The 20,321-nt window shown below is 31.3% G+C and carries 18 protein-coding genes; 10 read left to right on the top strand and 8 right to left on the bottom strand.

Annotation, left to right across the window (positions count from 1 at the left end):
- The 3 genes from mtgA (at nt 1) to G507_RS0105790 (ending at nt 2,503) form a co-directional block, all read left to right on the top strand.
- Nucleotides 1-678: a monofunctional biosynthetic peptidoglycan transglycosylase gene (mtgA, locus tag G507_RS0105800; protein ID WP_026716610.1), complete on the top strand. Its 678-nt coding sequence runs from the start codon at nt 1-3 to the stop codon at nt 676-678.
- Between the two features lie 106 nt (nt 679-784).
- Nucleotides 785-1,576 (top strand): T9SS type A sorting domain-containing protein, encoded by a 792-nt coding sequence (locus G507_RS16480; protein ID WP_084518938.1) that lies wholly within the window; start codon nt 785-787, stop codon nt 1,574-1,576.
- Nucleotides 1,577-1,702: 126 nt separating this feature from the next.
- A complete protein-coding gene (locus G507_RS0105790) occupies nt 1,703-2,503 on the top strand; it encodes a TIGR00266 family protein (protein WP_026716609.1) in 801 nt (266 codons plus the stop codon).
- Between the two features lie 106 nt (nt 2,504-2,609).
- On the opposite strand, the gene G507_RS0105785 is transcribed toward G507_RS0105790, so the two are convergent.
- The 7 genes from G507_RS0105785 to G507_RS0105755 form a co-directional block, all read right to left on the bottom strand.
- Nucleotides 2,610-4,658 (bottom strand): prolyl oligopeptidase family serine peptidase, encoded by a 2,049-nt coding sequence (locus tag G507_RS0105785; RefSeq protein WP_415776935.1) that lies wholly within the window; start codon nt 4,656-4,658, stop codon nt 2,610-2,612.
- Nucleotides 4,659-4,831: 173 nt separating this feature from the next.
- On the bottom strand, nt 4,832-7,036 hold the full coding sequence (locus tag G507_RS0105780; protein ID WP_026716607.1) for a TonB-dependent receptor: 2,205 nt from the start codon (nt 7,034-7,036) through the stop codon (nt 4,832-4,834).
- 222 nt (nt 7,037-7,258) lie between these two features.
- Nucleotides 7,259-7,600 (bottom strand): hypothetical protein, encoded by a 342-nt coding sequence (locus G507_RS0105775; protein WP_157496499.1) that lies wholly within the window; start codon nt 7,598-7,600, stop codon nt 7,259-7,261.
- 121 nt (nt 7,601-7,721) lie between these two features.
- A complete protein-coding gene (locus tag G507_RS0105770; RefSeq protein ID WP_026716605.1) occupies nt 7,722-8,711 on the bottom strand; it encodes an aspartate-semialdehyde dehydrogenase in 990 nt (329 codons plus the stop codon).
- Between the two features lie 200 nt (nt 8,712-8,911).
- The gene (gene mscL / locus G507_RS0105765; RefSeq protein ID WP_026716604.1) at nt 8,912-9,319 is read right to left on the bottom strand and encodes a large conductance mechanosensitive channel protein MscL; all 408 of its coding nucleotides are present in this window, start codon (nt 9,317-9,319) and stop codon (nt 8,912-8,914) included.
- A 70-nt stretch (nt 9,320-9,389) separates the two neighbouring features.
- On the bottom strand, nt 9,390-11,831 hold the full coding sequence (locus G507_RS0105760; RefSeq protein WP_026716603.1) for a bifunctional UDP-N-acetylmuramoyl-tripeptide:D-alanyl-D-alanine ligase/alanine racemase: 2,442 nt from the start codon (nt 11,829-11,831) through the stop codon (nt 9,390-9,392).
- Between the two features lies 1 nt (nt 11,832).
- Nucleotides 11,833-12,426, bottom strand: a complete 594-nt coding sequence (locus G507_RS0105755) for a thymidine kinase (RefSeq protein ID WP_026716602.1) — start codon at nt 12,424-12,426, stop codon at nt 11,833-11,835.
- 103 nt (nt 12,427-12,529) lie between these two features.
- On the opposite strand from G507_RS0105755, the gene G507_RS0105750 reads away from it, so the two are divergent.
- From G507_RS0105750 to G507_RS0105720, 6 genes are all read left to right on the top strand, one after another.
- On the top strand, nt 12,530-13,603 hold the full coding sequence (locus G507_RS0105750; protein ID WP_026716601.1) for a hypothetical protein: 1,074 nt from the start codon (nt 12,530-12,532) through the stop codon (nt 13,601-13,603).
- Between the two features lie 18 nt (nt 13,604-13,621).
- Nucleotides 13,622-14,293, top strand: coding sequence for a 16S rRNA (cytidine(1402)-2'-O)-methyltransferase (gene rsmI, locus G507_RS0105745; protein ID WP_026716600.1), 672 nt, complete (start codon nt 13,622-13,624; stop codon nt 14,291-14,293).
- Nucleotides 14,294-14,659: 366 nt separating this feature from the next.
- A complete protein-coding gene (locus G507_RS0105735; protein WP_026716598.1) occupies nt 14,660-15,085 on the top strand; it encodes an OsmC family protein in 426 nt (141 codons plus the stop codon).
- Nucleotides 15,086-15,087: 2 nt separating this feature from the next.
- Nucleotides 15,088-15,432: a HopJ type III effector protein gene (locus G507_RS0105730; RefSeq protein ID WP_026716597.1), complete on the top strand. Its 345-nt coding sequence runs from the start codon at nt 15,088-15,090 to the stop codon at nt 15,430-15,432.
- Between the two features lie 97 nt (nt 15,433-15,529).
- Nucleotides 15,530-17,227 carry a single-stranded-DNA-specific exonuclease RecJ gene (recJ, locus tag G507_RS0105725; RefSeq protein ID WP_026716596.1) on the top strand — a complete coding sequence of 566 codons (1,698 nt, stop codon included), beginning with the start codon at nt 15,530-15,532 and terminating at the stop codon, nt 17,225-17,227.
- A 32-nt stretch (nt 17,228-17,259) separates the two neighbouring features.
- Entirely contained in the window at nt 17,260-18,528 is a 1,269-nt protein-coding gene (locus G507_RS0105720) for an MFS transporter (protein ID WP_026716595.1), read from the top strand.
- On the opposite strand, the gene G507_RS0105715 is transcribed toward G507_RS0105720, so the two are convergent.
- The gene (locus G507_RS0105715) at nt 18,525-19,271 is read right to left on the bottom strand and encodes a UDP-2,3-diacylglucosamine diphosphatase (RefSeq protein ID WP_026716594.1); all 747 of its coding nucleotides are present in this window, start codon (nt 19,269-19,271) and stop codon (nt 18,525-18,527) included. The two genes, G507_RS0105720 and G507_RS0105715, sit on opposite strands and share 4 nt — an antisense overlap.
- Nucleotides 19,272-19,461: 190 nt before the next feature.
- On the opposite strand from G507_RS0105715, the gene G507_RS16475 reads away from it, so the two are divergent.
- The coding region (locus tag G507_RS16475; RefSeq protein WP_211218975.1) for a choice-of-anchor J domain-containing protein at nt 19,462-20,321 on the top strand (860 nt) is incomplete at its 3' end.

Genomic DNA, 20,321 nt, shown 5'->3' with positions numbered 1-20,321 from the left:
ATGTTCAAAAAAATAAAACGAATTGTTTGGAAAACCTTTTTGTGGTTCAATATTATAAGTATTCTTTTAGTATTGCTTTTCAAATTTGTGCCTGTACCTTTTACACCTTTAATGGCGATTAGAGCTATTGAACAAAAATTTGAAGGAAAGGAAATGCGTTCTAGTCATGATTGGGTAGCTATTGAAGAAATAGCACCGAATTTACAAAAAGCAGTTATAGCTAGTGAAGACGGAAACTTCTTAACGCACAATGGTTTTGATTTTAAAGCCATTCAAAAAGCTATGGAAAGCAACGAAAAAGGAAAAAAATTAAAAGGAGGAAGCACTATTAGCCAACAAACAGCTAAAAACGTTTTTCTTTGGCAAGGAAGAAGCTACTTAAGAAAAGGATTAGAAGCTTATTATACGGTTCTTATTGAATTAATTTGGAGCAAAGAACGTATCATGGAAGTCTATCTAAATAGCATCGAAATGGGTGATGGAGTTTATGGTGCTCAGGCAGCTTCACAACATTGGTATCATAAAGATGCTAAAAATATAACAAGAATTGAAGCGGCCGGAATTGCTGCTATTTTGCCTAATCCACGTAAATTCAAACCTGTAAATTCTTCAGGCTATATTAACAGAAGAAAAGCTAAGATTAGCAAATATATTGGCTATGTTTCTTTAGATTATTAAGCACTTAATCGACTTAATGTGTTAATGGTCTTGTTTGTACCTAAAAAAAGAATTTCACACAAATTTTTTAATACATTTGTTTCTTAACTGACAAAATAAAACATTAATGAAAAAAACGCTCCTTTTTTCTGCATTATTTGTTATGCAATTCCTTTTTGCTCAACAACAAATAGATTTAACAATAAAATATAGTGTTTCAAATTCTCGCTACGAAGTTTTTGCAAAACCTAATTTCACTCAAAATAATTTTACTTGGGGACCTTCTCAAATTTCAATAGTTGTGCCTGCAAGTTTTCCTGATCAGTCTTTATTGATTACCGCTTTTGCTGGAGGATCTTGGGGTGATAATTCTAAAGTATATGCACCAACAGTTTCGCCAAGTGTTGATTATCATGGAGTTTCGTCAAATGGGCAACAAACAAACCTGGTAGCTAATCAAGAAATACTGGTTTTTTCTTTTCTTCCTCCATCAGGTGCATGTGTTGATGGATTGCGTTTGTTTGTAAATAGTACTGATCCAAATTCCTCTCAACCAGGAATGGCTGGTGGAGATTTTCGTAATTCAATAGATAATGGAGCTTTAACGGATATTTATAATGCAAATTATAACAATAATGGTACTTCATGTACATTATCAAATGCAACTGTTGATTTGTCTGAATTAAATATTGTTGTTTATCCTAATCCAGTGATTTCACAATTAACTATTTCTGGATTAACGACAGCATCAAATAATGTTGAGATTTATGCATATAATGGTAAATTATTAAAATCATTTAACACGAACGAATCAGAATTGAAATTAGATTTTTCTGCATATACTGATGGCGTTTATTTAATAAAAATTCAAAATGCTGACAATAAGTTCACAGTTCAAAAAATTATCAAACAACCATAAGTTGATGTATAAATAAACTAAGAAAGGAGCTAAAATTTAGCTCTTTTTTTTATGCGTGAAAATATATAAACGTAACTTTTTTTGTTGATGTTCGACTAATAAATGAAAAACTAAAACTTTTACGATATGCGAGCACATGAAATAGATTACCATATTTATGGAGAAGAAATGCAATATGTGGAAATAGAATTGGATCCACAGGAAATTGTTGTAGCTGAAGCTGGCAGTTTTATGATGATGGACAATGGCATCAAAATGGAGACTATATTTGGAGATGGAAGTCAACAAGAAGGTGGGATTTTCGGTAAATTATTATCAGCTGGAAAAAGAGTTTTAACAGGTGAAAGTCTCTTTATGACGGCTTATCAAAATGTGGATTACGGAAAGAAGAAAGTTTCTTTTGCTTCACCTTATCCAGGAAAAATTGTACCAATTGATTTAAATAAATATGGTGGAAAATTCGTTTGCCAAAAAGATGCATTTCTTTGTGCAGCAAAAGGTGTTTCTGTTGGAATTGACTTTTCAAGAAAATTAGGTAGAGGTTTATTTGGTGGAGAAGGTTTCATCATGCAAAAACTAGAAGGAGACGGAATGGCTTTCGTTCATGCTGGAGGAACTTTAGCAAGAAGAGAATTACAAGCAGGTGAAGTTTTAAAAGTAGACACAGGTTGTGTCGTTGGATTTACAAAAGATATACAATATGATATTGAATTTGTAGGTGGAATTAAAAACACCATTTTCGGTGGAGAAGGAGTTTTCTTTGCAACGCTTCGTGGTCCTGGAGTAGCTTATATTCAATCGCTACCATTTAGTAGATTAGCAGATAGAATAATTCAATCTGCCCCACAAATGGGTGGAAAGGATAGAGGAGAAGGAAGTTTGCTTGGTGGTTTAGGTAGAATGATAGATGGTGATAATAGGTTTTAATCTTTTACCTAAAAATATAAAAATCCCGTTTAGTAATTAGCTAAACGGGATTTTTTTTAGACCTAACAGGTTTTTAAAAACTATTAGGACTTTTTATTTAATGTAATTATTTTTTCAATTCTCTAACACCCATATTATATAAAGTAAAAGCTTGAATATCAACTTGCTCATTAATAATAGCTTCAGTCGACTTTCCAGCACCGTGACCAGCATTTACATCAATTCTAATTAAGGTTGGATTTGGCCCTGTTTGTTTAGCTTGTAATTCAGCTGCAAACTTGAAACTGTGTGCTGGAACAACTCTATCATCATGATCACCAGTTGTTACCATTGTTGCAGGATATTTTGTGCCTGCTTTTACATTATGAACTGGAGAATATCCTTTTAAGTAATTCAGCATTTCTTTTGAATCTTCTGCTGTTCCATAATCATAAGCCCATCCAGCTCCAGCTGTAAAGGTGTGGTAACGTAACATATCCATTACCCCAACAGCAGGCAAAGCTACTTTCATTAAATCAGGTCTTTGTGTCATTGTTGCTCCAACTAATAAACCACCATTTGAACCACCTTTTATAGCTAAATAATCAGATGAGGTATATTTTTCTTGGATTAAAAATTCAGCAGCTGCTATAAAATCATCAAATACATTTTGCTTTTTCATTTGTGTTCCTGCATCATGCCATTTTTTACCATATTCTCCACCACCACGTAAATTTGCAACAGCATAAACTCCTCCGTTTTCCATCCAAACAGCATTGGCTATGCTAAAACTTGGAGTTAAACTAATGTTGAATCCACCATACGCATATAAGATGGTTGGATTTTTACCGTTCAATTCTGTTCCCTTTTTATAAGTGATAATTATTGGAATTTTCGTTCCATCTTTTGAAGTATAAAAAACTTGTTTTGATTCATAATCTTCTGATTTGAAATCTACTTTTGGTTTTTCATATACTTTAGAAGCTCCAGTTTTTGGATCATAAGAATAAATCGTCCCAGGAGTTGTGTAGTTTGTGAAAGAATAATATAAAGTTGTTTCTTCTTTTTTACCATCAAAACCACCTGCAGAACCAATGCCAGGTAATTTGATGTCACGAACTAATTTTCCGTTATAATCATATTGTTTGATGAATGAAACGGCATCTTTAATGTAATCTGCAAAAATAAACCCACCACCAGTTGAAACCGAAAGAACATTTTCTGTTTCTGGAATAAAATCTACCCAATTTTCCATTTTTGGATTGGCTAAATCAAAGGTCACCACTCGTTTGTTTGGAGCATTGTAATTAGTTGACACATAAAATTTGGTTCCTACATTGTCTACAACACCATTGTCACTATCAAAATTATTGACAATGTTTATGATTTTAGAAGTTGGATTCGATAAATCTTTATAGTACAATTCGTTTCCAGATGTTGATGTTGAAGCCGAAATAATCAAATAATTTTCATCATAAGTTACATAACCACCAACATATCTTCTTTTTTCATTTAGTCCAAAAATCACTTTATCTTCTTTTTGAGAAGTATTCAATTTGTGAAAATATAGTTTGTGTTGGTCTGTTTTTGCAGAAAGTTCACTTCCTTTTGGCTTATCATAACTAGAGTAGTAGAAGCCTTCATTTTTATACCAAGAAATCCCACTGAATTTTACATCAACAATGGTTTCGCCTATTACTTCTTTTGTAACTGCATTTAAAACAATTACTTTTCTCCAATCGCTTCCACCTTCAGAAATAGCATAAGCCACTAACGAACCATCTTTTGAAAAATCAATTCCTCCTAAAGAAGTTGTTCCATCTTTTGAAAATGTATTTGGATCTAAGAAAACTTCTTCTTTTCCATTCTTGTCTTTTCTGTATAAAACAGACTGATTTTGCAAACCATCATTTTTGTAAAAATAAGTATAATTTCCTTCTTTAAATGGAGCAGAAATTTTTTCGTAATTCCATAATTTCTCCAAACGCTCTTTAATTTGTTTTCTAAAAGGGATTTTGTCCAAATAGCCAAAAGTAACTTCATTTTGTGCTTTTACCCAAGCTTTTGTTTCTTCACTATTATCATCTTCTAACCAACGATATGGATCTTGAATGGAATCTCCAAAATAAACATCAACAGTGTCAACTTTTTTGGTTTCAGGATAATTTACGGTCATGTCTAATTCGGGTTTTGGATCTTCTTTGCACGAAAAAACGGAAAGTGCAATAAGAGCAATTGGTATTATTTTTTTCATTTATACTGAATTTAGTATAGCATCTTTTCAATAAGATACTGGTTTTTAATTTTTAGTTGTTTTACAAATTTAATAAATTGATTATTAAAGCTTTGTTAAATTCTAAAATTCATTCCTAAAATAATATTTCTTCCCATATTTGGAATACCATCAGCTTTCAATCTTGATAAATGATTGATGTATTCTTTGTTTAGAAGATTATTAGCATTTAAAGTTAAATCAACAGTTGATTTTCCTAATTTTATTGTTCCACCAAAACCTAAATTTACTAAAGTATAATCATTTGTATTTGTTTCAAAAGAACTTATATTGTTTTGTGCTAATGTATGATTCACTTGCAATGAAGCAAATCCTTTTCTTAACCAATTTTGAATATTAAATTCACCACGAATGTTGTTTTTCCATTGGTTTGCCGGAATTAAAGGCAAATAAGCATCATTGCTCTGTTTACCAGTAACTGACTCAAAACTACTAGTAAAATGCAACCAATCAAAAGGATGTGGATGAAAGTGAATTCCGGTTTCTCCACCAAATAAATAAGCGTTGCTTTGCACGTAATCAAACACAAAATTGTCTTCTAAAGTTTCACCAGTTGGCGTAATAAAAATATAATTATTGATGTGATTGTAGAAACCATTCGCAAAAACTTCAAAATGATCGCTTTTGTATTCTAAATTTAAATCAACCTGAAAGTTTTGTTCGTTTTTTAAGTTTGAATTTCCTATTTCATAACGATTACTTCCTTCGTGAACACCATTTGAAGTCAATTCAGATAAATTTGGAGCTCTAAATCCAGAAGCAACATTTATTCTAGAAGTGAATTTTGAAGTCCAATCGGTTTTATAACCTAAAGCAGCATTAAAACTTTGAAATTTTTTGTTGACAGCCTCAAAATAAACCTCTTCACCAATTTCTCCGTGTCTTTCTGTTTCTATTTTTCTGTTATCAAAACGAATTCCTGCAATAATTGCATGTTGATTTTTTTCATAATTAAAAGTTGTAAAAATTCCAACATCATTAGTAATTGCATTTGGAATCAACAACTCTTCTCCAAAATTTTCATTGGTTTGATGCATTCCTTGAACTCCAACAATAGTTTCAATGTTGGCTATTTTAGGTAAATAATATTTTACATTATAACTCGCAGTTTTTAATTTCATATAAAGGGCAATTTCATCAGCAGCTTCTAATTCCTTTCTGTTGTTGTAACTGTAACCTAAATCAGCCTCTAATTTTGAGTTTTTAAAATATACTTTCTGATTCAAACTTAAAATATGATTGTCAATTTCTTGTTTTGGATATAATGGATTTCTGTTTCCTTCATTAACTAAATCTTCTTCTGGCAAACCCAAATTTAGGTTGTTGTAATTATATCGAAAATCAGTAGAAAAATCAGAATTTGAATAGCCAATTCCAGTTTTAAAATCTTTTTCAATAGAACGTGTGTTGATTACTTTATCATCAGACGGTACTTTATAATCTTCATGCGAAGTATAATTTCCTCTTGCTAAAAATTTCCAATTACTTGGTGATGTTTTTACTCCAAACGATGTTGAAGTTCCATTAGTGTTCGAATAAAATTGTTGTGCTACATTTGTTTTAGTTTCACCAAATGGGGCAAATTTTTCGGGATTGAAATATATAACACCACCAATCGCATCCGAACCATATAATAAAGAAGCTGGACCTTTTATGACTTCTACGCTTTCGATTCCGTTTGCGTTTAAACCCAAACCGTGTTCTTCTCCAAATTGTTGATTTTCTGAACGAATTCCTTGTGTATAAACTAAAACACGACTGCTACTCAAACCACGAATAACAGGTTTTCCAATAGAATTTCCTGTAGAAATATTAGAAATTCCTGGAATAGTTGTTAATCCATCAACCAATGAAGAAGCACCATTTTTTTGCATTTCTTCAGTTGTTTTATGTTCGACTTTCATCACAGTTTGCGATTGTGCTTTATTAAAAATGGAAGAAACAACAACTTCATCTAAATGCTGTTCTTTTTCAATTAGAATAACGGATAAATTAGTTTCATTTTCTGAAATAATTTGGGTGATGGTTTTTTGTTCATAGCCTAATAAATAAAAAGCTAAATCGATTTTTCCTTTTGGAATATCTTTTAATTCAAAGTTTCCATTTTCGTCTGATTGAGTGTATAAATTGGTTCCAATTATTTGAACGGTAACGTTTTCTAAATTGGATTTGTCTTCAGCTTTAATGTTTCCTTTAATGTTGTTTTGACTAAAAGCTATAGTTGATAAAAATGTAAATAATAGTATATATAAATGTTTCATTATGAGTTTTTAAATGATAAATAAGTGTTTTGTATTCTGATATTTAAATCATAATACAAAAGTAATTTGATTGATTATAAAATAATAAATAAAAGGAGTTCTAGCCACAGATTCACAGATTTTAAATTTATCATTAATGAGTAAATTCAAAAAAAGTGTAAGTCAATATAAATTGTAAAATAATTCAAAAAATAATCAGTGAATCAGTGGCTAAAAAAAATATTAAATAAAACTCGGTGGTCCTCTTAAAAAGTAGTGAATACCATTAAACGCTATTACATTTTCTGGAATTGAAAATAAGTAAGTGACGTTTTGATGAAAGGGTATAAATTGAAACGTAAAAATTTCAGGTGAAAGAAAAGCCGCAAATTTGAAATCACAAACCGGACAATTTTCTTTCTCAGAAATTTTGTAAACTAAATTTTTACTAGATTTTGAATGTGAGTGATAATGTTCAGAATCTTGCTTAATAGAGTGAGAAAAAGCATGCACAGATTGATAGCATACAGCAAATAATACTGCTAGCATCAAACCTAAATTCATAAATTGCAATTTCTTCTTCATTGTTGCAAAAGTAATTCTTTTATAACCAATAATAAAAAGAAACCATAAATTAACTATTTTTTTAGGATTTACTAAGTAGTTAACTTGTGGTTTCAGTATGTATAATTTTTTTGATTAGTGTTTATACTAAGCCATTTGCAACTAAATATTCAGCAATTTGAATCGTATTTGTGGCTGCTCCTTTTCTTAAGTTGTCAGCAACAATCCACATGTTTAAAGTGTTTGGTTGGCTTTCATCTCTACGAATTCTACCTACAAAAACATCATCTTTTCCTTGTGCATATAATGGCATCGGATAAGTAAAAGTATCCAAATTATCTTGAACAGTTATGCCTGCAGTATTATGTAAAATTTGACGAATTTCACTTACGTCAAAATCATTTTCGAACTCTACGTTAACCGCTTCACTATGTCCACCAACGATTGGTACACGAACTGCAGTTGCAGTTACAGCAATAGTTTTATCGTTTAATATTTTTTGCGTTTCACGAACTAATTTCATTTCTTCTTTTGTGTATCCGTTTTCTTCAAAAACATCACATTGAGGAATTGCATTTCTGTGAATTTGGTATTTATAAGCCATTTCACCTTTTGTACCAGCATATTCGTTTTCTAATTGTTCAACAGCTTTTACACCTGTTCCAGTTATTGATTGGTAAGTTGAAACAATTACACGTTTGATTTTATATTTATCATGCAAAGGAGCCAACGCCAAAACCATTTGAATAGTCGAACAGTTAGGATTTGCAATAATTTTATCTTCTTTAGTTAATGAGGAAGCATTTATTTCAGGAACCACTAATTTTGTATTTTCATCCATTCTCCAAGCTGATGAATTGTCGATTACAGTTGTGCCAACTTCAGCAAATTTTGGTGCCCAAGCTAATGAAGTTTCTCCACCAGCAGAAAATAAAGCAATATCTGGTTTCATTTCAACAGCCGTTTGTAAACCGACCACGGTGTAATTTTTGCCTTTATATTCGATTTGTTTTCCAACTGATTTTTCAGAGGCTACTGGAATTAATTCCGTTATAGGGAAATTTCTCTCAGCCAAAACTTGTAACATTACTTCGCCAACCATTCCGGTTGCACCAACAACAGCTATTCTCATGATTTTGATAAATTTAGTAATGCAAAAGTAGTCAATAAAATATTGTGTAGTAATTGATTTAATAAATTTCACAAAACTTTATAAAATTTCACTTTTTGTAAAAAAAGCACGTAATCTATATAGAGTATCTCTGCAAATAAGTGAAATAAAAAAAACCCTGAAGCGAGTTCAGGGTTTAGAATATATGATAATTTTAAAATTTATTTTTTCAATAAATCTCTAATTTCAGCTAATAATTCTTCTTGAGATGGTCCAGCAGGAGCAGCAGCAGTTTCAACAGCAGGTTTTTTCATCTTGTTATAAGCTTTTACAAGAATGAACATTACAAATCCTACAATAATTAAATTAACAATTGTGTTAATCCAAGCACCATAACGAACCGCATTCTCAGGAGATGTTTCTACTCCATCAGCTCCAATAACAGCAGGAGATAAAACAGTTTTCATATCTGCAAAATCAACACCGCCAGCAAAATGACCTACTAAAGGCATAACGATATCGTTTACAAATCCATTTACAACTAGACCAACAGCTCCAGCCATAATTACTGCAACAGCAAACTCAATTACGTTCCCTGTCATGATGAAATTCTTAAATTCTTTTAACATAATGTTTAAATTTTAAATTAGTTTTGGTTAAAAATCTAATTACGAAAGTATTAAAAAAATTAACATTTCTTTAATTTTTATAAAAAACCCGTTTTACTCTTTGTGAAATACCGACGAAAACCTCATATGGTATGGTGAATGACATCTCGGCTATCTCAATTACGCTTGGCTTGTCTCCAAAAATAATTACCTTGTCACCAGGACTACAAGAAATTTCTGTTACATCAACCATTAACATGTCCATGCAAATGTTTCCAATAATGACTGCTTTTTCATTGTTTATCATTACATATCCTTTTTCATTTCCCCATAATCTTCTTATTCCATCAGCATAACCAATAGGAATTGTAGCCACTTTTGTTTGCCTTGAAGCTATAAATTTTCTAGAATAACCTACACTTTCTCCCTTTTTAATAATATGAATTTGAGAAACAATACTTTTTAAAGTACTTACATTGAGTAGTTTTTTACTTTCTTCCGAAGAATTTCCTACACCATATAAGCCAATTCCAAGTCTAACCATTTCCATTTGATAACTTGTGTAGTTAAAAATTCCTGATGTATTTAAAATATGGCGAATAGGTTTGTGATTTAATACAGACGTAACTTTTTCATATGCATCTGAAAATAAACTAATTTGATTTAAGGTAAAGTTTTTTAAATCTAAATCATCACTAGCCGCTAAATGCGTAAAAACACTTCGTATGTGAATAAAATTATTGTTCTTTATAATGGCTTTTAATCGTTCAAATTCATTCGGTTCAAAGCCTAATCGATGCATGCCTGTATCAATTTTTAAATGAATGGGATAAGATGAAATATTACGCCTTTGTGCAATTTTTAAAAAAGCATTTAACCCCGTTATAGAATATATTTCAGGTTCTAAGTCATAAGCAATCATTGCATTAAAACTGCTATTTTCAGGATTTAATACCATAATTGGAATAGTAATTCCAGCTTTTCTTAATTCAATTCCTTCATCCGCAAAAGCAACTCCTAAATAATCTACTTTGTGATGTTCTAGTAGTTTTGCAATTTCATAGCCACCGTTTCCATAACCAAAGGCCTTTACCATAACCATAACTTTTGTTGCTGGTTGTAATTTTGATTTATAAAAGTTGAGGTTATAACTTATAGCATCTAAATTAACTTCTAATACAGTTTCGTGGTTTTTCTCTTCCAGAATCACTACGATTTCTTCAAAATTAAAACTTCGAGCACCTTTTACTAATATGGTTTCGTTTTCAAACGAATTCAAATTAAATTGTTGCAAGAACTCTTGTGTTGAAGTAAATGAAATTACATTTTGAATGTCTTTTAAATAACTTCCAATAGTGTCTCCTATGGTTATAACTCTATCTATTTTATTGTTTTGAATTAGTTTTGTAACTTTTTCATACAATTCATTTAAAGGCAATCCACTTTGAAAAATATCCGATAAAATGACGGTCTTTTTTTGATGTAATTTTTGTTGTTCTAAAAAATCTAAGGCTAATTTTAACGATTGATATTCAGAAGAATAAGAATCATCAATCAAAGAACAATTATTAATTCCTTTTTTTACTTGCAAACGCAATTCTAAAGGGTAAAGATTTTCAATGCGTTCAGCAATAATTTTAGGCTCATAATCAAGATATAACAAAGTACAAATACAACTCATTGAGTTTGAAACAGAAGCTTCATCAATAAAAGGTATTTTTATCGTAAATGTGTCAGAATTATAATGTATATCAAAAATAGAAAAACCATTTTCAGTGGAAATTTTTTCAGCAAAAACAGTTGCGTTTTTATCTGTAAAACTCCAAGTAAGTGTTTTTGTCTTTAGTAGCGATTCAATCAAATCGTTTTTTTGAAGAATTACGATTTCAGAAGCGCTGAATAACTTAATTTTTTCTTCAATTTTTTCAATTTCTGAAGAAAATCCTTCATCATGTGCTTTGCCCAAATGCGTAAAAATTCCAATTTTAGGCTGAATAATTCTTTGGAGCTTTTGCATTTCATTTGTGGTCGAAATTCCAGCTTCAAAAATACCTAAATTATGATTTTCATTACATCCAAAAACAGATAATGGAACACCAACTTGTGAATTATAACTTTTCGGACTTCTAACAATAGTATAGTCTTGACTCAATAAAAAGTTTAACCATTCTTTTACAATAGTTTTTCCATTGCTACCGGTTATCCCAATAAAAGGAAAATCAAATTGATTTCTGTAATATATGGCTGTTTTTTGTAATGCTTTTAAAGAATCATCAACCACAAAAAAGTGGGCCTTGTCTTTTAAATTTTCTGGAATTCTTTCAACAATAAAATTGTTAACACCTTTTGTTATTAGGCCTTCAATGTATTGATGAGCGTCATGATTGTTGCCTTGTAAAGCAAAAAAAAGCGTTCCTTGATTATTTTGCAAGGAACGACTGTCAATAGAAATATTTTCGACTGAAAAATCTTCAAATGGAGTATTGAATTTAACTTCAATATTGGATATAATATTTTGTAATGTAAAAGTCAAGTTAATGATTTTCTTTATTTTCTTTCATAGCTTTGTAGAATGCTGCTCTACTCAAAGGTTCATATTCTTCAGTTTCTCCTAGCATAACTAATTTATCACTTTCAGATTTTCTAAAACTGTAGTTAGCCAAATTTCCTGTACGCGTACAAACGGCGTGAACTTTTGTTACATATTCTGCTGTCGCCATTAAGGCAGGCATAGGTCCAAAAGGATTTCCTTTAAAATCCATATCAAGTCCAGCAACAATAACACGAATGCCACTATTAGCGAGATCATTGCAAATGGCTATAATTTCATCGTCAAAAAATTGAGCTTCATCAATACCAACTACATCACAACCTTGTGCCAAAATTCTAATGTTTTCGGCAGCAGGAACAGGTGTAGAACGAATCTCGTTTGAATCATGGGAAACAACCATTTCTTCATGATAGCGAGTGTCTATTGCGGGCTTAAAAATTTCAACTTTTTGTTTGGCAAATTGAGCTCTTTTGAGACGTCTAATTAACTCTTCTGTTTTACCAGAGAACATAGAGCCACAAATTACTTCAATCCAACCAAATTGTTCTTGTTGATTTACGGTGTTTTCGAGAAACATTTTGTATATTTCGGACGATTAATACTAAATTCTTTTATTTTTGTAATCAGAAACAAATTTATCAAAAAAATCATCTATAAACTCTATTCTATTCTATAAAGTTATGAAGAAAAAGCTAGAAGGCGAATTAATAAGCATCGCACACCGAGTTTTAAAACTAAAAAATCGTTCAGAAACTGTGCTTTTACAGCGAGAAGCCAAAAAATTGTATGAACAATTAACGGTTTTGCGCTTTTATGAAGAAAATTTTGAAACCTTAAAAAATGATATTTCTAAAGAGCAATTAGAAGAAAAACTAGAGCAAATGACAATTATTGCTGCTGTTGAGACCACAGATTTAGAAGAAAAAGTAGCTGAAGTAGTTCAATCGGATGTAAATGAAGAACCAATTATTGAGGAAATTGAACAACCCATAGAAGTTCAAGCTGAAGAAATCGTACCGGAAGAACCTGTAAAGGAAGAAATTGTGGCAGAAGAGGTTGTTTCAGAAAAAGTTATTGAAGAAGCAGTTGTTTCTGAAAATGTTACACCAGTTAAAGAAGATGTTTACGCAACCGCAGAAGATATCAATAGAATAGTTTCTGAAATGTCTAATAAAAAGAATGTTTCAGATAGTATTCCTGCAGCTATAGAAACTTTTGAAGTCAAAAAACCAAATGCCTCTCAACAAATTGCATTTGAAGATTTATTAGGGGAATCCTACAAAGACCCTGAATTTGTTAGAGTTGAAGATACTCCGAAAGAAGTGGAACAAGCAGCAGATTTAGTTTTTGAAAGAAAAGAAGAAATTCTAGAAGAAAAAAATGAAGTTGTAGAGAAAGCGGCTGATGTTATTCTTGAAAGAGCTAACGAATTACCAATTCCTGAGAAGAAAGAAGAATTTAGTTTTACTACTCAAAGTACAGATAAACAAGAGGTGAAATCGAAATCGTTAAACGATAGATTAACCAGTGGAATAAGTTTTGGATTAAATGATAGAATTGCTTTTGAGAAAAAGCTGTTTGGAGGAAGTGCCGATGACTTTAATCGTGTTATTTCTCAATTAAATACTTTTGATTCTTTTGATGAAGCAAGCTCATTTATTATTGATTTTGTAAAACCAGATTATAAAAACTGGGAAGGTCAAGAAGAATATGAAACCCGTTTTCTAGAAATTGTAGAGAAAAAATTCAATTAAATCGTATAAAGAATAAAAATGGGAAAATTATTCCTTGTGCCAACACCAATTGGAAACCTTGAAGACATGACTTTTAGAGCGATTAGAGTTCTAAAAGAAGTCGATTTAATTTTAGCGGAAGACACGCGTACTAGTGGAAAATTGATGAAGCATTTCGAGATTGCTACGCACATGCACAGTCATCACATGCACAATGAGCACAAAACTGTTGAAAATATTATCAAAAGATTGGAAGCCGGAGAAAACATTGCTTTAATCAGTGATGCAGGAACACCGGCTATTTCTGATCCAGGTTTTTTACTAACAAGAGCTTGTGTAGAACATAAAATTGAAGTAGAATGTTTACCTGGAGCAACAGCTTTTGTACCAGCTTTGGTCAATAGTGGTTTGCCCAATGATAAATTCGTTTTTGAAGGTTTTTTGCCTGATAAAAAAGGAAGACAAACTCGTTTTTTAGCTTTAGAAAACGAAACTAGAACCATGATTTTTTACGTTTCTCCTCATAAATTAAACAAAACTTTAGCTGATTATGTGCAGTATTTTGGCGCAGATAGACCAATTTCGGTTTCAAGAGAATTATCCAAATTACATGAAGAAACCGTTAGAGGAACAGCTGAAGAAGTTTTAAAACATTTTGAAGCAAAACCTGCAAAAGGTGAGATTGTTGTGGTTGTTGGGGGGAAGAAATAGTGCTCAGTGTTCAGTTTTTTTTAGTAATCAGAAATATTAATTTCAATGAAGATATATAAAAGTATATCAGTTTTTGTTTTTTCTATCATTGCAATTAATACTTTTATTTATTTTGTAATTATTAATTACATTCAAGAATCAGTAAACAATCATACAACTAATGCTGATTATTGTACTATTGCATTACTTTTTCTTGCTCTGTTTTTATGTTTTATTTCTCTCTTATTATTTTTAAGAAAAAAACGAAATGAATCAGTTTATTTCTTGTTTTTATTTGGAATAAACATAATTTTATGGCTTCCGAAAATATTTAGTATTCAATGTAAAGGATGTTCAATGGCTTAATAATAAATTTTAAATAACAATATGTCAACACACAATACAACTACAACCTGGAAAGGAAAAATGCAATTCGAATCAACAAATCCTAGTGGAGAAACCTTATTAATTAACGCTGGAGAAGAAAATGGAGGTGAAGGAGCAGGTTTTAGACCCAAAGCCTTAATGTTGTCTGCCTTAGCAGGATGTTCGGGCTTAGACGTAGCATCTTTAATTGAAAAAATGAAGTTAGAAGTAGATGATTTCAAAATTGAAACAACTGCCAATTTAACAGAAGAAGATCCAAAAACCTATGATGAAGTCACACTTGAATATCATTTCTATGGTTCAAATTTAAACGAAGATCGCTTAAAAAGAGCTGTTGATTTATCGGTTGAAAAATACTGTGGCGTTCTAGAAATGTTCAGAAAGTTTGCAAAAGTTGAGGTGAAAATCTTATTTCATAATAAATAAAAATGACAGTTTTAGAATTAATAGATAAAGTAAAACAAGCTGAAGTTCTAATTTTTTCAGACGTTTTAGAAACAATTGATGGTTCATATAATTTTATACCTACAAAGTTTATAAACGGAAACGTAATTAATGAAGCAAACACAAATAATGGTTCTTGTAAAGTGTTTTCATTTGCAAAAATGCTTAATTTGAGTTCAACTGAAACACTATTTTTGTTTGGGGAACATTATCAAAAAGTCTTAGCAACTCCAAAAGAAGACGATCATCAAAATATTAGAAACTTCATGCAATTTGGTTGGGAAGCTATTTCTTTTGAAGAAAATGCTCTCGACAAAAAAAATAATTAGTTTTTGAATTAAAATTATTTATACATTTGTATTTCAATTATATACGCCATAACAACTGAATTTTAAATTCAGAATTCTAACTTCTAATTTTCACAAAATGAGATGGAACTTAAAATCTAAGCCAGAAAAACAAAAAGTTCAGCAACTGCAAAATGAACTTCAAGTAGATGAAATTATTGCTACTTTATTAGTCCAAAGAGGTATCGAAACCTTTGAACAAGCCAAGACTTTTTTCCGACCTTCTTTAGAAGATTTACACGATCCTTATTTAATGAAAGATATGGATTTGGCCATAAATCGAATCGAAAAAGCCATTATAAACGAAGAAAATATCTTGGTTTTCGGAGATTATGATGTCGATGGAACAACGGCTGTTTCCTTAGTTTCTAGTTATCTAAAAACTATTTATCCAAATGTTGATACTTATATTCCAGATAGGTATGATGAAGGTTACGGAATATCTTTTAAAGGAATAGATTACGCAGAAGACAACGGAATTTCACTAATAATTGCTTTAGATTGCGGTATAAAATCAATCGATCATATTGATTATGCCAATAAAAAAGGAATCGATTTTATAATTTGCGATCATCACCGACCAGGAAATGTTTTACCAAAAGCAATTGCAGTTTTAGATCCCAAACGTGAAGATTGTTTCTATCCTTATGACGAATTATGCGGTTGTGGAGTTGGGTTCAAATTAATTCAAGCTTTAGGTCAAAATAGAAATCAAACGATTCAAGATTTCTTACCTTATTTGGATTTAGTTGCAACAGCAATTGCAGCTGATATTGTTCCAATGACTGGAGAAAATCGTGTTTTAGCTAAATTTGGATTGGAAATTATCAATTCAAATCCTAGACCTGGAATTCAAGCTTTAATTCAAAATATAAAAAAGAAAACATTAACAATTACAGATGTAGTTTTCGTAGTTGCACCAAGAATAAATGCTGCAGGAAGAATAAAACACGGAAATTATGCGGTTCAGTTGTTAACTGAATTTAATCTAGAGCAAGCCACAGAATTTGCTGCAGAAATTGAAGAATTTAACACCGATAGACGAGGTTTAGATAAACAAATTACTAAAGAAGCATTACGTCAAATTCAAGAAAATCAAGAAGAAAATCGTGTTTCAACAGTAGTTTATCAAGAAGATTGGCACAAAGGTGTAATCGGAATTGTAGCTTCAAGATTGATTGAAAAACATTATCGACCTACTGTGGTTTTTACAAAAAGTGGAGATAAATTAGCGGCTTCGGCACGTTCTGTCAAAGATTTTGATGTGTATAATGCTTTAGAAGCTTGTTCGGAACATTTAGAGCAATTTGGAGGACACATGTACGCTGCTGGAATGACTTTGAAAGTGGAAAACTACAAAAATTTCAAAAATGCTTTTGAGAAAATAGTGAAAGAAACCATTCATCCTGATTTGTTAATTCCTGAAATTTCTATTGATGCTGAACTTGATTTTTCAGAAATTAATCCGAAATTTGTACGCATTTTAGATCAGTTTGAACCTTTTGGTCCACAAAACATGCATCCAATTTTCTTAACAAAAAATGTTACTGATACAGGTCATGGAAAACCAATGGGAAAAGAGGATGAGCATTTACGCTTGTTTATAAAACAACAAAATTCAGAAAGAATTGCAGCGATTGGTTTTGGTTTAGGAGATAAATTAGAATTGACTAAAAATTTTAACCCTTTTGATGTGGTTTATTCTATTGAAGAAAATGAATGGAACGGAAATGTAAGTTTACAATTAAGATTACGAGATTTAAGAATTGATAGTTAACTCAAAAGATTTCAGCTTTCACTGAAAATATTATGGCAAAAAAAGATCCTTACGCTGCTTTACGATATAAAGAATTTAATTTTTTCCTTTTCATGCGATTTGCTATGGTTTTTGCTTGGTCGATGCAATTCGTAATTATCGAATGGGAAGTTTATAGTTTAACGAAAGATCCTTTATCATTAGGGATTATAGGTTTAATGGAAATTATTCCAGCTGTTTCTATGGCTTTATTTGCTGGCCATATTGTGGATCAAAGCGAAAAGAAAAAATTATTAGTCAAATGTATTCTTGGTTTTTCGGTAGTAAGTTTAGGATTGTTTTTAATAACTGTTCCACAGTTTACTAAGGATTTATCCTTAAATACAATCTTGTATACTGTTTATGCTTTAGTTTTTTTAGGGGGATTGGTTCGTTCTTTTTTAGGACCAACAATTTTTTCGTTATTGTCTTTAATTGTTCCAAAAAAAGTCTATCCAAATGCTGCAACTTGGAGTAGTTCTACTTGGCAATTAGCCTCAATGTTTGGACCAGCTTTGGCAGGAGTTTCAATCAGTTTTATTGGAGTGCATTGGTCTTTATGTTTAGTGTTTGCTTTTTCAATTATGGCTTTACTTATGTTATCAAAAATTGAAAGAAAACCTATCCTAAATCCTAAAATCGGAGAGCCTATTTTCAAAAGTTTGAAAGAAGGTTTGAATTTTGTCTTTTCTAACAAGAAAATTTTAGGAGCAATTTCTTTAGATATGATTGCAGTTTTATTTGGTGGAGCAGTAGCTTTGTTGCCTATTTTTGCTCAAGATATTTTAAAAGTAGGTTCAGAAGGATTTGGAGTTTTAAGAGCAGCACCGGCTTTAGGTTCTTTCTTGATGATGTTGTTTTCTGCTTATATTTCCTTAAATAGAAAAGCTGGAATCAAATTATTAGGAGCAATTTTTATGTTCGGAATTTGTATTATAGTCTTTGGTTTGTCTGAAGTTTTTTGGATTTCCGTTTTAGCGATGTTTTTAAGTGGTGTTTTTGATGGAGTTTCAGTTGTAATTCGAAATACAATTCTACAATTACACACACCAGATCACATGAGAGGAAGAGTTGCGTCTGTGAATTCAATTTTTGTTGGTTCTTCTAATGAATTAGGTGCTTTTGAAAGTGGATTAACCGCAAAATTAATGGGTGTTGTAAATGCAGTTGTTTTTGGAGGTGTTATGACTTTATTGACTGTTACTTTTACAAGTTTCGCTTTGCCAAATTTCAGAAAACTTGATTTAGAAAAAGACGTAGAGGATTTGGAGAATGAGAATTAATTCTCGAACTTCTTTAATTCAAAAGTTTCCCCATCAAAAACTCCGTAAGTAAAATAGCCAATCCAATCGCCAAGATTTGCGTATTTAGAATTTTCTCCAACATCAATAATCATAGGTAAGTGTCTATGACCAAAAATGAAATAATCATAATGTTTAGTTTCTAATTTGCGTTTGGCATAAAGAACTAACCACTCGTTTTCTTCACCTAAAAATTTTACATCCTCATCTCCAGAAATTAGTTTGTTTTTTACCGATAGATATTGGGCTAATTTTACACCAATATCAGGATGTAGCCAACGAAAAATCCATTTAGAAAACGGATTTGTAAATACACGTTTCATGCGTTTGTAGCCTTTGTCTCCTGGTCCTTTACCATCTCCATGACCAATTAAAAAAGTTTTATTGTTAAATGTAAATTCTTTATTATCATGATAAACAGGAATGTTTAATTCTTTTTCAAAATAATCGTGCATCCATAAATCGTGATTACCAACAAAAAAATATATTGGAATTCCAGAATCTCTTATTTCAGCTAATTTACCTAAAACACGAACAAACCCTTTTGGGACTACAGTTTTGTATTCAAACCAAAAGTCAAATAAATCACCTAAAAGAAAAATAGCATCTGCATCTTTTTTAACTTCATCCAGCCATGCAACAAATTTTTGTTCTCTTGGAAAACTTAATTCAGGTGTTGGTGCTCCAAAATGTTGGTCGGAGGCAAAATATATTTTTGTTTTCAAGTTGTGTGCTTATTTTTTTCTTGTCAAATATATAAAAGTTTTTCATTAAAGCTTGTTCTACAACCTTTAAACACACATTTAAAAATATAACATCTACACTTAAAATTGTTATTTCCACTATTAATTAATTACATTTTGTTAATATTTTCTTAACTTGGGAATCTAAATCAAACCAAACAAATTATAAACAATGAAAAAAATTACTTTACTTTTTGTGATGTTGTTCTTCTCTTTTATTAGTTATTCGCAGCTAATAGAAGATTTTGAAGGAACAACCACCCCAAATTTAACCACAGGAAACTGGGCTTTAACCTCAGGAAACTGGAAGGTTTTTGATAATGGAATAGGAACTGCTCAATCTTGGGGAGTGATTCCGGCACCAAATTCTTGTAATGGGCGTTCTGCTTATTTAAATAGAGAAAATGTTACCGATGGAACTTTTGCAGAAGATTGGTTAGTGACTCCCTTATCTACAGTACCAGCAAATGGTCAATTGCATTTTTCTACAAAACAAACTTTAGCTGCTAATTTTGGGAGTGTTTATACTATAAGAGTATCACTTACTTCTCAAACAAATGCGGGTTCATTTACGACTATTCAGACATGGAATGAAACAGAATTGAATGCTGTTTATGATGTTTGTGAAGAGAAAGTAGTTCAATTTCCAGCGGCTTACGTAGGACAACAAGTTTATGTGGCCTTTGTAATGACAAATGACAATGGTGACCGTTGGATTGTTGATGATGTTAGCATTGTAGAACAATGTTTAGATCCGACAGTTCAAACAGCAACTAACGCAACATTAACAGGAGCAACTTTAGGCTGGGATAATCCAAGTGGAGCTTCTCAATGGGAAGTTGAAATTGTAGGTACAGGAGCAACACCAACAGGAACAGGAACACTAGTTAGTTCTAATCCTTACCCAGTAACGGGCTTAACACAAGGAACATGTTATGATTTTTATGTTAGAGCAAAATGTACATCGGGAACAAATAGTCAATGGGTAGGTCCATTTAACTTTTGTACTGTATCTTTAGGAGAAACTTGTGG

This window comes from Flavobacterium gelidilacus DSM 15343, assembly GCF_000422685.1.
GTDB lineage: Bacteria > Bacteroidota > Bacteroidia > Flavobacteriales > Flavobacteriaceae > Flavobacterium > Flavobacterium gelidilacus.
Note: the sequence above shows the minus strand (reverse complement) of the source record. Positions and strands in the feature narration are given on the sequence as shown.

What these genes read in the sequence shown, in the direction of transcription:
- recJ (WP_026716596.1), top strand. Translation starts at nt 15,530, where the DNA reads ATGAGATGGAACTTAAAATCTAAGCCAGAAAAACAAAAAGTTCAGCAA.
- G507_RS0105770 (WP_026716605.1), bottom strand. Translation starts at nt 8,711, where the DNA reads ATGAGAATAGCTGTTGTTGGTGCAACCGGAATGGTTGGCGAAGTAATG.
- G507_RS0105755 (WP_026716602.1), bottom strand. Translation starts at nt 12,426, where the DNA reads ATGTTTCTCGAAAACACCGTAAATCAACAAGAACAATTTGGTTGGATT.
- G507_RS0105730 (WP_026716597.1), top strand. Translation starts at nt 15,088, where the DNA reads ATGACAGTTTTAGAATTAATAGATAAAGTAAAACAAGCTGAAGTTCTA.
- G507_RS0105790 (WP_026716609.1), top strand. Translation starts at nt 1,703, where the DNA reads ATGCGAGCACATGAAATAGATTACCATATTTATGGAGAAGAAATGCAA.
- G507_RS0105785 (WP_415776935.1), bottom strand. Translation starts at nt 4,658, where the DNA reads ATGACCGTAAATTATCCTGAAACCAAAAAAGTTGACACTGTTGATGTT.
- mtgA (WP_026716610.1), top strand. Translation starts at nt 1, where the DNA reads ATGTTCAAAAAAATAAAACGAATTGTTTGGAAAACCTTTTTGTGGTTC.
- G507_RS16480 (WP_084518938.1), top strand. Translation starts at nt 785, where the DNA reads ATGAAAAAAACGCTCCTTTTTTCTGCATTATTTGTTATGCAATTCCTT.
- mscL (WP_026716604.1), bottom strand. Translation starts at nt 9,319, where the DNA reads ATGTTAAAAGAATTTAAGAATTTCATCATGACAGGGAACGTAATTGAG.
- G507_RS0105735 (WP_026716598.1), top strand. Translation starts at nt 14,660, where the DNA reads ATGTCAACACACAATACAACTACAACCTGGAAAGGAAAAATGCAATTC.
- G507_RS0105750 (WP_026716601.1), top strand. Translation starts at nt 12,530, where the DNA reads ATGAAGAAAAAGCTAGAAGGCGAATTAATAAGCATCGCACACCGAGTT.
- G507_RS0105775 (WP_157496499.1), bottom strand. Translation starts at nt 7,600, where the DNA reads ATGAAGAAGAAATTGCAATTTATGAATTTAGGTTTGATGCTAGCAGTA.
- rsmI (WP_026716600.1), top strand. Translation starts at nt 13,622, where the DNA reads ATGGGAAAATTATTCCTTGTGCCAACACCAATTGGAAACCTTGAAGAC.
- G507_RS0105780 (WP_026716607.1), bottom strand. Translation starts at nt 7,036, where the DNA reads ATGAAACATTTATATATACTATTATTTACATTTTTATCAACTATAGCT.
- G507_RS0105720 (WP_026716595.1), top strand. Translation starts at nt 17,260, where the DNA reads ATGGCAAAAAAAGATCCTTACGCTGCTTTACGATATAAAGAATTTAAT.